This is a genomic window from Bradyrhizobium hereditatis, assembly GCF_020329435.1.
Classification (GTDB): Bacteria; Pseudomonadota; Alphaproteobacteria; order Rhizobiales; family Xanthobacteraceae; genus Bradyrhizobium; species Bradyrhizobium hereditatis.
The window spans coordinates 1-12,224 of the sequence record NZ_JAGKJK010000004.1 but is presented as its reverse complement, the minus strand read 5'-3'; the positions used below and the strand labels follow the sequence as shown (position 1 = coordinate 12,224).

Sequence of the window (12,224 nt, the reverse complement as noted above, 5' to 3'; positions counted from 1 at the left end):
CGCGTTCTGAGGTCTCCTCGATGCCGCCTTCCACCGCTCTCAAGACGAACATGCTGCGCCGGTTTCGTCGCAATCGAAGGGGCTCGGCTGCCGTCGAATTCGCGCTGGTGGCGCCGATTTTCTTCGGCGTGCTGTTTGCGATCATCGAACTCGCATTGGTGTTCTTTGCCAGCCAGATCCTCGAGACCGTGACGCAGGATACGGCGCGTCTGGTCATGACCGGCCAGGCGCAAGGCGCCAGTCTCACCAAAGAGCAGTTCAAGGACGCGGTTTGCGCCAGACTGCAGGTGATGTTCGATTGCGTGAACGGAGTCTATGTCGACGTGCGGAGCTATCCCGCGTTCGCCTCTATCAACATTTCCCCTCCGGTCGATTCTTCCAAGTCCTTCGTCAACGACATGAAATACTGTCCCGGCAAGGACGGCGATGTCGTCGTGGTGCGGCTGTTCTATCAATGGCCAATATTCGTCACCGGGCTGGGCTTCAATCTTACGAACCTCGCCAATAACAAGCGTCTTCTGACCGCCACCGCTGCGTTCCAGAATGAGCCGTTTCCTACCCCCGGTGCCACCTGCTCATGAGCTTTTCAGTGAAAACGAAAATGCCGTCATCGACATGGTTGTTGCGCCTGCGGCACCACGTTGCCGCTCTGCGCAGCAACTGCAGCGGTCTCGCCGCGGTCGAGTTCGCCATGATCATCCCGCTCATGGCAATGATGTTCCTTGGAACGTACGAGTTCTCGGCCGGCGTCGCCATCGACCGCAAGGTAACGATCATGGCGCGAACGCTGTCGGACCTGACGTCGCAGAACACCGAGGTCGATGACGCGAAGTTCACCAACTTCTTCAACGCCAGCGCGGCGATCATGACGCCTTACCCGTCGGCACCGGTGGAGAGCACGATCTCGGAACTCTGGATCAATCCCAGTACGCTGCAGGCGCGGGTGCAATGGAGCAAGGGCGCCTATGCACGATCACCGACCAGCGTTGTCGAGATCCCGGACGCGCTGAAGATCGGCGACACCTACCTGATCTACAGCGAGGTCAAGTACAAATATGTCCCCACCGTCGCCTGGTTCATCAACAAAGTGAGTGGCATTACGCTGAGCGACGTCAGCTTCACCCGCCCGCGCCAAGGGATTTGCGTGATGTACAAAACCACCACCTGCGAAAAGAAGTGAGCGGCTCGCCCAATCGAATCAATGCAAAGAAAAAGGCCGCGCCATGGGCGCGGCCTTTGTTTTATTCGGCTGAATTGTTCAGCAGCAGTCTTCGGGACGTGTCGCGCGTCCCGGAGACCGCTTATCCGGCGGCGCGCAGATTGTCGGCCGAAGATTTGCCAGAACGGCGATCTGCCACGATTTCGTAGGAGATCTTCTGGCCTTCACGCAACGTTCCGAGGCCGGCACGCTCGACAGCGCTGATGTGTACGAACACGTCATTGCCGCCGTCATCCGGCTGGATAAAGCCATAGCCCTTGGTTGCGTTAAACCACTTCACGGTTCCCATGCTCACTGGGGTAGTCCCTTCTCAGATATACAAGTCGTAGCCCACCTCTCGACGGGCTGGTGAGATCGAATTTTTGGAAGGGTCGTCAGCGTCTAAACCGGCTGTACCGGTGGATAGCTAATGTCGTCCGGCCGAAAATCGATGCTTAATATTATTCGATTGCGCCGTTCAAAACAATCCTGACGTGCACAAAAAGTGATTCGGCCGGCCAGCCGTCCGCGTTCGCGCGCGATATGAGCGTATCGGGCGCGCTTTCACTGACGTTAAGGGTTCGTTTACCGACGGCGGAACTGTCCGCCGCGCGGCGGCGCCCCTCGCGGAGCGCCGGCAGTCGGTGGACGCTCATCCTTGTGACGGAAGATCAGGCGTCCTTTCTCCAGATCGTAAGGTGACATTTCAACTGTGACCCGATCGCCTGCGAGCGTCTTGATCCGGTTCTTCTTCATCTTGCCTGCGGTATAGGCAACAATCTCGTGTCCGGCATCGAGCTGCACGCGATAGCGCGCGTCGGGGAGGATTTCGGTCACCAGTCCTTCGAACTGGATCAGCTCTTCTTTAGCCATGATGGTCTCCAGGTCGATCGAGGCTAGCGCTGCGGTCGGTGGCTGCGGTTCGGTTGATTATTCGGACGGCTCTCGCGATGCAAGAAGGCGACGCCTTTAATGCCTTCGCTGTGGCCGGCCTGGCTCTTGCCGCCCTCACGCGCCGGACGCGGCTGCTCGTGCCGGTTCGGCTGCGGCGGCGCATTATTACCACCACCACGGCGGCGTCGGCGAGGGCCTTTTGTCGCCTGTACCTGTTCATTGGAACGGCCGCCATGCGCCCGCGGGCCAGGCCGTCCGTTGCGGTGCTGGACGGGATGTGGCGAGGCGGGAGCCGCGTCGCGCGCTCCGGGTGTCCGACGGTCTTCCCGCGGCAATGCGATGCGAATCAGCCGCTCGATATCACGCAGATAGCCCATCTCCTCGGCTCCTGCGATCAGCGAGATCGCAACGCCCTCTGCGCCGGCGCGCGCGGTGCGGCCGATGCGGTGGACGTAAGTTTCGGGCACGTTGGGCAGGTCGAAATTCACGACATGGCTGATGCCGTCGACGTCGATGCCGCGGGCGGCGATATCGGTAGCAACCAGGGTCCTGATCTCGCCGGAACGGAACGCCGCCAGCACGCGTTCGCGGTGGTTCTGCGATTTGTTGCCGTGGATGGCGTTGGACTCGATGCCGGCCTTGGCCAGCACCTTCACGACCTTGTCGGCGCCGTGCTTGGTGCGGGTGAACACCAGGGCGCGATCGACCGGTTCCTGCTTGAGAAGCTGCGCCAGCACCGCCGGTTTGGCGGCGAAATCGACCTGGATGATGCGCTGGGCGATGCGGTCGGCCGTTGAGGCCACCGGGGTCACCGCCACGCGGGCGGGATCGCGCAGCATTGACTCGGCGAGTTCCGCAATGTCCTTCGGCATGGTGGCCGAGAAGAACAGCGTCTGCCGTCTGATCGGAAGTTTCGCCACGACTTTGCGGATGTCGTTGATGAAGCCCATGTCGAGCATGCGGTCGGCCTCGTCGAGCACAAGGAACTCGACCTGGTTGAGCTTCAGCCCGTTGCTCTGGACGAGATCAAGCAGGCGGCCGGGGGTCGCCACCATCACTTCCACGCCCTGCATCACCGAGCGGACCTGACGGCCCATCGGCACGCCGCCGATCGCCAGCGCCGAGCTCAGTCGAATGTGACGGCCATAGGCGTTGAAACTGTCAAGGATCTGGCCCGACAATTCGCGGGTTGGCGACAGCACCAGCACGCGGCAGCTCTTCGGCTGCGGCCGGATGCGGTTCTCCAGGAGCCGGTGCAGGATCGGCAGCGCGAACGCGGCGGTCTTGCCGGTTCCGGTCTGGGCGATGCCGACGACGTCACGGCCGGTCAGCGCGATGGGAATGGTCTGGGCCTGGATGGGCGTGGGCGTGTGGTAGTTTTCTTCCTTGAGTGCACGCGAAATGGGATCGGCGAGGCCGAAATCCTGAAAGGAGGTCAAAAGAGGGGTTCTTTCCATTAAAAAGCAGGCGCCCGGCCTCAGGCCAAGAGCGCGCGCGGGTGTGTCTTAAGACACCCGCGTGTTTGGGGCGTCGGTTGTGCTAGCTGAAGGGGGCAAGCCAGAAACCGAAAAAACGGGATCAGAACACGCGGCTCGCAAGGACCTGATGATTCTCTAGGTCGCGTCCATCATATGGCGCACGCGGCCGGCGCTTTCAAGGCGAATTCCGTCCCGTGGCGTCCACGCGGTTAAGGAATCCAAACAGGAGACGGGCGGGGCTGCCCGTCATAGAACCGAACGACCAAAATTCGTGCAAGAAATTTAGCCAAATTGTGGCTTTTGCACAAAAATTAGATCGTTTGCCATCAAAGCATACATTTTCGTGGGCTAAAAAACAGGCAGATTTGCCGCCACGGGTTTCCGCCGAATCGAGATTTCTCAGCGATTCGATGGGCTTACCGGGCTTTCGAACCGTGGCATGGTTCTTGCGATTCCGTTAACCGCAGGCGGCCGTGGGGCCGTTTCGGCAGCGTTAAACGTCTGCGTCAGGGAGATGACACCTCATGCTTACTCGATTGACTCACGATATTGCGACGATGAGCCGTCGTCGCTGGCTGGCGGCCACCGCCGGCCTGGTTTTGGGCTTGGCCACCTTCTCCGGCGCCAAGGCGCAGGAGACCATCAAGGTCGGCGTCCTGCATTCGCTTTCCGGCACCATGGCGATCAGCGAAACCACGCTGAAGGACACCATTCTCTTCCTGATCGACGAGCAGAACAAGAAAGGCGGCGTGCTCGGCAAGAAGCTAGAAGCTGTCGTGGTCGACCCCGCCTCGAACTGGCCGCTGTTTGCGGAAAAGGCCCGCGAGCTGATCACCAAGGACAAGGTCTCGGTCGTGTTCGGCTGCTGGACCTCGGTGTCGCGCAAGTCCGTGCTTCCCGTATTCAAGGAGCTGAACTCGATCCTGTTCTACCCCGTGCAGTACGAGGGTGAGGAGAGCGAGCGCAACGTGTTCTACACCGGTGCGGCGCCGAACCAGCAGGCGATCCCCGCCGTCGACTACCTGATGAAGGATGAGAAGGTGAAGCGCTGGGTGCTGGCCGGCACCGACTACGTCTATCCGCGCACCACCAACAAGATCCTCGAAGCCTACTTGAAGTCGAAGGGCGTCAAGCAGGAAGACATCATGATCAACTACACGCCGTTCGGCCATTCCGACTGGCAGACGATCGTGGCCGACATCAAGAAGTTCGGCTCGGCCGGCAAGAAGACCGCCGTTGTCTCCACCATCAACGGCGACGCCAACGTTCCCTTCTACAAGGAGCTCGGCAACCAAGGCATCAAGGCGACCGACATTCCGGTTGTCGCGTTCTCGGTCGGTGAAGAAGAGCTCGCCGGCATCGACACCAAGCCGCTGCTCGGCCATCTCGCCGCCTGGAACTATTTCCAGTCGATCAAGACGCCGGAGAACGAGAAGTTCATCAAGGCGTGGCAGGCCTACACCAAAAATCCGAAGCGCGTGACCAACGATCCGATGGAAGCGCATGTCATCGGCTTCGAGATGTGGGTCAAGGCGGTCGAGAAGGTGAAGTCGACCGATCCGGACAAAGTGATCGACGCGCTGCCCGGCATCGAAGCCAAGAACCTGACCGGGGGCACCTCCAAGATGCTGCCCAACCATCACATCACCAAGCCGGTGTTCATCGGCGAAATCAAAGCCAACGGCCAGTTCGACGTGGTGTGGAAGACCCCGGGTCTCGTTGCTGGCGACGCCTGGTCGAAGGAGCTGGAGGGCTCCAAGGACCTGATCGGCGACTGGGTCGGCAAGAAGTGCGGCAACTACAACACCAAGACCAACAAATGCGGCGGTCAGGGCTCCTAATCCCTGTCTGACCTGCAGCGATAACTTCCAAGAGAACTAAGAACGGAGAGGGCGGCGATGCTGCCGCCTTCTCCTCACACTCCTGCCGGGGTCGTATTGTGTCTGCCAATTTCCTTGACCGCTTTCGAGCGCTCCTGCTCGCTATCCTTTTCGCTGTGACCTTCACGGCGCCAGCGCTGGCGGGGTCGTTCGAGGACGCGGTCGCCAAATTCGCCAATGACGATTTCTCCGATACCGATGAGGCGATCAGCGCGGTCGCGGCGTCGGGCAATCCTCTGGCTTTTCCCATCATCAGTGCGCTGAAGGAAGAGCGGCTGTCGGCCGATCCGGATACGAAGAAGGTTTTCGTGACGGGAACTTATGGCAAGGTCATCGACGCCGCCACCGGCGCGGCCGTGGACAAGCTGCCCGAGAATGCTGCCCCCGTCCGTCTCAACAACCGCCTGCGCCGCGCGGTAGACGCTGCGCTCGGCAGCCTGACGCTGTTGTCGACGGATCCCGCCAAGCGCATTGCCGCCGCGCAATCGGTGTTCAAGAGCCACGAGGAGAGCGCGCTCGCTGTGATCGATGACGCGCTGGCCAAGGAGACCAACAAGGCGGTCAAAGCGGCGTTCGCCGAGGCCCGCGCCGCCATCCTGCTCTACAAGTCTGACGCCACCGAAGTCGAAAAGCTCGAAGCCGTCGCCATCGTCAAGGCGAAGGGCGATCAGGAGGCGATGGCGCTTCTGACCGGGCTGCCCAGCGACCAGCCGCCCAATGTCGCCCGCGCCGTGACCAGCGCGATGGCCTCGATCCAGAGCAATCTTGCGATGTGGTCGATGGTGCAGAACGCCTGGTACGGCCTGTCGCTCGGCTCGGTGCTGCTGCTCGCCGCGATCGGTCTCGCCATCACCTTCGGCGTCATGGGCGTCATCAACATGGCCCATGGCGAGATGGTCATGCTCGGGGCCTACACCACCTTCGTGGTCCAGGAAGTCATTCGCACCCGCTATCCCGGCCTGTTCGACTATTCGCTTCTGATCGCGGTGCCGCTGGCCTTTCTGGTGGCCGGCGCCGTCGGAGTGCTGATCGAGCGCGGCATTATCCGCTTCCTCTACGGCCGTCCGCTGGAGACGCTGCTTGCGACCTGGGGCCTGTCGCTGGTGCTGCAGCAGGCCGTGCGCACCGCGTTCGGCCCGACCAATCGCGAGGTCGGCAATCCCTCCTGGATGAGCGGCGCGTTCGAGCTCGGGCAAATCACCATCACCTACAATCGGCTCTGGATCCTCTGCTTCACGCTCGCGATCTTCGTCATTCTGCTAGCCATGCTGCGCTACACCGCGCTCGGGCTCGAGATGCGCGCGGTGACGCAGAACCGGCGCATGGCGGCCTCGATGGGCATCGCTACCTCGCGCGTCGATGCACTGACCTTCGGCCTCGGCTCCGGCATTGCAGGTATCGCCGGCGTGGCGCTGTCGCAGATCGACAATGTCAGCCCCAATCTCGGCCAGAGCTACATCATCGACAGCTTCATGGTGGTCGTGTTCGGCGGCGTCGGTAATCTCTGGGGCACGCTGGTCGGCGCCTTCACGCTCGGCATCGCCAACAAGTTCCTGGAGCCGGTGGCGGGCGCCGTGCTTGGCAAGATCGCCATCCTGGTGCTGATCATCCTGTTCATCCAGAAGCGTCCGCGCGGCCTGTTCGCGCTCAAGGGACGGGCGGTGGAAGCATGACGCCGCACGTTCTCACCCGCTCGCTCGACCGCTCTGCGACGATCTTCATCCTGATCGTCGCCGGGCTCGGCATTCTCATTCCGCTATCGAATCTGCTCTTGCCAGCCGGTTCGATGTTCCAGGTGCCGACTTACCTCGTGGCGCTATGGGGCAAATATGTCTGCTACGCCATCCTAGCGCTCTCGATCGATCTGATCTGGGGCTATTGCGGCATCCTCTCGCTCGGCCACGGCGCGTTCTTCGCGCTCGGCGGTTACGCCATGGGCATGTACCTGATGCGGCAGATCGGCAGCCGCGGCGTCTACGGCAATCCGGTCCTGCCCGATTTCATGGTGTTCCTGAACTGGCCGGAACTGCCCTGGTACTGGTACGGCTTCGACATGTTCTGGTTCGCCGCGCTGATGGTCTTCGTCGTGCCGGGCCTGCTGGCGTTTCTGTTCGGCTGGTTCGCTTTCCGCTCCCGCGTCACTGGCGTCTATCTCTCGATCATCACGCAGGCGATGACCTATGCGCTGCTGCTCGGCTTCTTCCGCAACGATTTCGGCTTCGGCGGCAATAACGGCCTGACCGACTTCAAGGACATTCTCGGCTTCAACGTGCAGGCCGAGGGCACGCGCTGCGCGCTGTTCTTCCTGAGCTGCGCCGCGCTGATCGGAGCCTTCCTGATCTGCCGCGCGGTCGTCAGCTCCAAGCTCGGCAAGGTGCTGCTCGCAATTCGGGATGCGGAATCGCGCACACGCTTCCTGGGTTATCGCGTCGAATCGTACAAGCTGTTCGTGTTCACGCTGTCGGCCTGCATGGCGGGAGTGGCAGGTGCGCTCTATGTGCCGCAGGTCGGCATCATCAACCCGTCGGAATTCTCGCCGGGCAACTCGATCGAAGCGGTGATCTGGGTCGCGGTCGGCGGCCGCGGCACGCTGGTGGGCGCTGCGCTTGGCGCGGTCGTCGTCAATTACGCCAAGACATTCTTCACCTCGGGTCCGCTGGCGCCGTATTGGCTGTTCATGCTGGGCGCGTTGTTCATCCTGGTGACGCTGCTCCTGCCCAAGGGGATTATCGGCACCTTCAACACATGGTGGGACCAGCGGAAGATCGAGCTCGGCAATGGCGCCGCCGCAAGCGCTGCGCGCGAAGACGGCGCGGCGCCGAAACCCAATCCGGCGGAGTGAGCACATGAACGCCATGGAAACCCGCACGACATCGGCCATCCTCTATCTCGACGGCGTGCACGTCTCGTTCGACGGCTTCCACGCCATCAACAACCTGTCGCTGACGCTCGAGCCCGGCGAGATGCGCGCCATCATCGGCCCGAACGGTGCCGGCAAGACCACGATGATGGACATCATCACCGGCAAGACCAAGCCGGACGAGGGCGTGGTGCTGTTCGACGGCACGACCGACCTGACGCGCCTCGACGAGACCCGCATCGCCGAACTCGGCATCGGCAGAAAATTCCAGAAGCCGACCGTGTTCGAGAGCCAGACCGTGCAGGACAATCTGCTGCTCGCGCTCAACGTCGACCACAGCGTCAGGGGCACGCTGTTCTGGCGCGGCAACAAGGCCGAATCCGAGCGCATCGACAAGGTGCTGGAGACCATTCGCTTGACGGACGCGCGCCATCGCCTCGCCGGAAGCCTGTCGCACGGCCAGAAGCAATGGCTCGAGATCGGAATGCTGCTGGCGCAGGATCCCAAAGTATTGCTGGTCGACGAGCCCGTCGCCGGCATGACCGATGTCGAGACGCATCTGACGGCGGAGCTGCTCAAAGAGATCAACCGCAATCACACCGTCATGGTGGTCGAGCACGATATGACCTTCGTGCGCGAGCTCGGCGTCAAGGTGACGTGCCTGCACGAAGGAACGGTGCTCGCGGAAGGGACGATCGATCAGGTCTCGTCGAACGAGCGGGTGATTGAAGTGTATCTGGGAAGGTGAGGAACATGCTGATGGCTCCTCGTGGAAGCTGTCATCGTCCGCCACCGGGTCGGCCGAATGGCCGCCCGATGACAGGCTCCGGCCGGACGATCCAGTACTCCGAGACGGTGACCTTGACCGCGGAGGCTCGGCGTACTGGATACCCCGCCTTCGCGGGGTATGACGCAATCTCTCAGCCGGAGCGCAGTACCAAATGCTAAAGGTCGACAATATCAGCCTCTACTACGGCGCGGCGCAGGCGCTGCGCGGCGTGTCGCTGACCGCCGAGCCCGGCAAGGTGACCTGCGTGCTCGGCCGCAACGGCGTCGGCAAGACTTCGTTGCTGCGCGCTTTGGTCGGGCAATACCCGATCTCTTCGGGCAGCATCACGTTCGACGGCGAAGACATCAATCCGCTGAAATCCTACGAGCGCGCGCGGCGCGGCATCGGCTTCGTACCGCAGGGCCGCGAGATTTTTCCGCTGCTCACGGTGGAAGAGAATCTCAAGACCGGTTTCGGGCCCTTGAAGCGCGACCAGCGCAACATTCCCGACGACGTGTTCTCGCTGTTTCCCGTGCTGAACACGATGCTGGGCCGGCGCGGCGGCGACCTCTCCGGCGGGCAACAACAGCAATTGGCGATCGGCCGGGCGCTGGTGATGCGACCGAAATTGTTGCTGCTGGACGAGCCGACCGAAGGCATCCAGCCCTCGATCATCAAGGACATCGGCCGCGCCATCTCCTATTTGCGTAACCTCGGCAACATCGCGATCGTGCTGGTCGAACAATATCTCGACTTTGCCTGCGAGCTCGGCGACAATTTCGCTGTCATGGACCGCGGTGCGGTGAAATATGCCTGCGACCGCGCCAATCTCGATCCTGCCGAGATCAGCCGCCAGATGGCGCTGTGAGGCTCGCGGATCGGGCCTAAGTCGTAACGCCGTTGGGGGACGGATGCGGACCGAAATTGCGCGCGCGGCATCAGCCACCTTCGCGGCCAACCGCGCCCAGGGCGCGGTGCGGTTCGCCGTTCACCTGCAGGATGGCGTCACCCGTCGCGGGGACCTGCATGAATCCGGCTCGCTGCGCGTGCGCTTTCCTTCGCCCGAGGAAGAAGGCCTGTCCGGAGTATTCGTCAACACTGCGGGCGGCATTGCCGGCGGCGATCGTTTCGACATTGATATCAGGGCAGGCGAGGGGGCGCGGCTGACGCTGACAACGGCGGCGGCCGAGAAGGTCTATCGCGCGCCCGGTCCCGCCGCGGAGCTCAAGATCGCCCTGAAAGCGGAGAGCGGCGCGCATCTCGCCTGGCTGCCGCAGGAGACCATCCTGTTCGACCGGGCGCGGATTGTCAGGCGCATTGATATTGATCTCGCCGAAGACGCCTCGCTCCTGCTCTGCGAGATCGTGGTGTTCGGTCGCGCAGCCATGGGCGAGAAAATGCAGCACGGCGAATTCGTCGACCGCTGGCGCATGCGCCGCGGCGGCAGGCTGGTGTTTGCCGAGACGATCCGGCTCGACGGCGACATCGGCGCAAAGCTGGCACGGCCGGCGATCGCCAAGGGCGGCGCAGCCATCGCCACGGCGCTTATCGTGCCCGGGGATGAAGGCATCGTGGAGCGGATACGCGAGGCGTCGGAAATGTTCGGTGGCGAGGTCGGCGTCTCCTGTTGGAATGGATTTGCAATGGCACGCTTCTGTGCCCAAGATGCGGCCCGGCTGCGCACGGACATGATGACGGTGCTCGGCCGCGCGTCCCCCGCCGCGTTGCCGCGCCTGTGGCTCAACTGACTGTTCTCAACACCAGAGTGCTCGCATGAATCTTTCCCCCCGCGAAAAGGACAAGCTCTTGATCTCGATGGCCGCGATGGTGGCGCGCCGCCGGCTCGAGCGCGGCGTCAAGCTCAACCATCCGGAGGCTGTCGCTATCATCTCCGATTTCATTGTTGAAGGCGCCCGCGACGGCCGCACCGTGGCCGAGTTGATGCAGGCCGGCGCGCAAGTGCTGACGCGGGCGCAGGTGATGGAGGGCATTCCGGAAATGATCCACGATATCCAGGTCGAGGCGACGTTCCCGGACGGGACGAAGCTCGTGACAGTGCATGAGCCGATCAGGTAACGCGGCGCGCGCGTCATTCCGGGACGGCCGCAAAGCGGCCGAACCCGGAATCCAGAGGTTAATCATTTCGAGATTCCGGGTTCACGCTTCACGTGCCCCGGAACGACAGAGGAGGATACATGATCCCCGGCGAACGCTTCATCAAGGACGGCGAGATCGAACTCAATGTCGGCCGCAAGACCGTGACGCTCACGGTTGCCAACACCGGCGATCGTCCCATTCAAGTGGGCTCGCACTACCACTTCTTCGAAACCAACCCCGCCCTGAAATTCGACCGCAAGAAAGCCCGCGGCATGCGCCTCGACATCGCCGCCGGCACCGCCGTCCGCTTCGAGCCCGGCCAGACCCGCGACGTGCAACTCGTGGCGCTAGCAGGAAAACGCACCATCTACGGCTTCCGCGGCGAGGTGATGGGCAAATTGTGATCCAGGGCGCTTCGACGATGTGCAGTGAGGTGAGCCCGCTGGCAGGGCTCCCTCCCCCCTTGCGGGGGAGGGTTGGGGAGAGCGGTAAGCCGCGGGCGACGGCGCCAGACTCGACGCGATGCTCTATCAACGAAGTCGGTGACACGACTGCTGTCGCTCAGGGTCTCATCCATGTTCGTCAAGCAGCGGAGCAAGCGGCACCCCTCTCTCTAACCCTCTCCCACAAGGGGAGAGGGAACCCTTCCGCCGGTGCGTCCCTTACATGTGCCAGTCACGCGAAGGTGCAACTTGCGGAAGCCGTGACACGGCGTGAGGTGAGCACGCTGCGAAGGCTCCCTCCCCCCTTGCGGGGGAGGGCTGGGGAGAGGGGTATGCCGCGGGTGACGATGGGAGAAGGTGTCCGGCGGTGCCTCAACGAGACAGCAGCACTCGTGGAGAGTCCTGTTCTTGCTGATCGTCACACAGCGGAGCAAGCGGCACCCCTCTCCCTAACCCTCTCCCGCAAGGGGAGAGGGAATCCTTCCGCCGGTGCGTCTCTTACACGCGTAAGTCGTGCGGAGGTGCAGTTTGTAGAAGCTGCGATCTTCCGTGAGATGAGCCCGCTGGTCGGGCTCCCTCCCCCCTTGCGGGGGAGGGTTGGGGAG

The 12,224-nt window shown here is 62.5% G+C and carries 13 protein-coding genes; 10 read left to right on the top strand and 3 right to left on the bottom strand.

All coding sequences use genetic code 11. From position 1 onward, the window contains the following. Positions 1-20 precede the first annotated feature (20 nt). Together J6524_RS10425 and J6524_RS10420 are read left to right on the top strand one after the other, a co-directional pair. Complete coding sequence (locus J6524_RS10425) at positions 21-581, top strand: TadE/TadG family type IV pilus assembly protein (protein ID WP_225670266.1); 561 nt, start codon at positions 21-23, stop codon at positions 579-581. Positions 582-601: 20 nt separating this feature from the next. Next, the gene (locus tag J6524_RS10420; protein ID WP_225670265.1) at positions 602-1,180 is read left to right on the top strand and encodes a TadE/TadG family type IV pilus assembly protein; all 579 of its coding nucleotides are present in this window, start codon (positions 602-604) and stop codon (positions 1,178-1,180) included. Between the two features lie 121 nt (positions 1,181-1,301). Here J6524_RS10420 and J6524_RS10415 read toward each other — a convergent pair whose 3' ends face one another. The 3 genes from J6524_RS10415 to J6524_RS10405 form a co-directional block, all read right to left on the bottom strand. Beyond that, a complete protein-coding gene (locus tag J6524_RS10415) occupies positions 1,302-1,514 on the bottom strand; it encodes a cold-shock protein (protein ID WP_002714433.1) in 213 nt (70 codons plus the stop codon). A gap of 269 nt (positions 1,515-1,783) precedes the next feature. Next, positions 1,784-2,071 (bottom strand): translation initiation factor IF-1, encoded by a 288-nt coding sequence (gene infA, locus J6524_RS10410; protein ID WP_225670264.1) that lies wholly within the window; start codon positions 2,069-2,071, stop codon positions 1,784-1,786. Positions 2,072-2,094: 23 nt separating this feature from the next. Beyond that, positions 2,095-3,531 carry a DEAD/DEAH box helicase gene (locus J6524_RS10405; RefSeq protein WP_225670263.1) on the bottom strand — a complete coding sequence of 479 codons (1,437 nt, stop codon included), beginning with the start codon at positions 3,529-3,531 and terminating at the stop codon, positions 2,095-2,097. Between the two features lie 596 nt (positions 3,532-4,127). Here J6524_RS10405 and urtA point away from each other — a divergent pair. The 8 genes from urtA to J6524_RS10365 all read left to right on the top strand — a co-directional run bounded on the left by urtA (position 4,128) and on the right by J6524_RS10365 (position 11,580). Further along, on the top strand, positions 4,128-5,411 hold the full coding sequence (gene urtA / locus J6524_RS10400; RefSeq protein ID WP_225670262.1) for an urea ABC transporter substrate-binding protein: 1,284 nt from the start codon (positions 4,128-4,130) through the stop codon (positions 5,409-5,411). 98 nt (positions 5,412-5,509) lie between these two features. After that, positions 5,510-7,123 carry an urea ABC transporter permease subunit UrtB gene (gene urtB / locus J6524_RS10395; RefSeq protein ID WP_225670261.1) on the top strand — a complete coding sequence of 538 codons (1,614 nt, stop codon included), beginning with the start codon at positions 5,510-5,512 and terminating at the stop codon, positions 7,121-7,123. Further along, entirely contained in the window at positions 7,120-8,292 is a 1,173-nt protein-coding gene (gene urtC / locus J6524_RS10390; protein ID WP_225670260.1) for an urea ABC transporter permease subunit UrtC, read from the top strand. The genes urtB and urtC overlap by 4 nt, the downstream gene beginning before the upstream one ends. 4 nt (positions 8,293-8,296) lie before the next feature. Then, positions 8,297-9,058 (top strand): urea ABC transporter ATP-binding protein UrtD, encoded by a 762-nt coding sequence (urtD, locus tag J6524_RS10385; protein ID WP_225670259.1) that lies wholly within the window; start codon positions 8,297-8,299, stop codon positions 9,056-9,058. A gap of 193 nt (positions 9,059-9,251) precedes the next feature. Further along, positions 9,252-9,947, top strand: coding sequence for an urea ABC transporter ATP-binding subunit UrtE (gene urtE, locus J6524_RS10380; protein ID WP_225670258.1), 696 nt, complete (start codon positions 9,252-9,254; stop codon positions 9,945-9,947). Between the two features lie 43 nt (positions 9,948-9,990). After that, complete coding sequence (locus J6524_RS10375) at positions 9,991-10,827, top strand: urease accessory protein UreD (RefSeq protein ID WP_225670257.1); 837 nt, start codon at positions 9,991-9,993, stop codon at positions 10,825-10,827. 25 nt (positions 10,828-10,852) lie between these two features. Continuing rightward, positions 10,853-11,155, top strand: a complete 303-nt coding sequence (locus J6524_RS10370) for an urease subunit gamma (RefSeq protein WP_171709680.1) — start codon at positions 10,853-10,855, stop codon at positions 11,153-11,155. A gap of 119 nt (positions 11,156-11,274) precedes the next feature. Further along, on the top strand, positions 11,275-11,580 hold the full coding sequence (locus J6524_RS10365; protein ID WP_225670256.1) for an urease subunit beta: 306 nt from the start codon (positions 11,275-11,277) through the stop codon (positions 11,578-11,580). The last annotated feature ends 644 nt before the right edge of the window (positions 11,581-12,224 follow it).

Coding starts and splice junctions, on each gene's coding strand:
- J6524_RS10370 (WP_171709680.1), top strand. CDS start 10,853: ATGAATCTTTCCCCCCGCGAAAAGGACAAGCTCTTGATCTCGATGGCC.
- J6524_RS10365 (WP_225670256.1), top strand. CDS start 11,275: ATGATCCCCGGCGAACGCTTCATCAAGGACGGCGAGATCGAACTCAAT.
- J6524_RS10425 (WP_225670266.1), top strand. CDS start 21: ATGCCGCCTTCCACCGCTCTCAAGACGAACATGCTGCGCCGGTTTCGT.
- J6524_RS10375 (WP_225670257.1), top strand. CDS start 9,991: ATGCGGACCGAAATTGCGCGCGCGGCATCAGCCACCTTCGCGGCCAAC.
- infA (WP_225670264.1), bottom strand. CDS start 2,071: ATGGCTAAAGAAGAGCTGATCCAGTTCGAAGGACTGGTGACCGAAATC.
- urtC (WP_225670260.1), top strand. CDS start 7,120: ATGACGCCGCACGTTCTCACCCGCTCGCTCGACCGCTCTGCGACGATC.
- urtA (WP_225670262.1), top strand. CDS start 4,128: ATGAGCCGTCGTCGCTGGCTGGCGGCCACCGCCGGCCTGGTTTTGGGC.
- urtD (WP_225670259.1), top strand. CDS start 8,297: ATGAACGCCATGGAAACCCGCACGACATCGGCCATCCTCTATCTCGAC.
- J6524_RS10420 (WP_225670265.1), top strand. CDS start 602: ATGCCGTCATCGACATGGTTGTTGCGCCTGCGGCACCACGTTGCCGCT.
- urtE (WP_225670258.1), top strand. CDS start 9,252: ATGCTAAAGGTCGACAATATCAGCCTCTACTACGGCGCGGCGCAGGCG.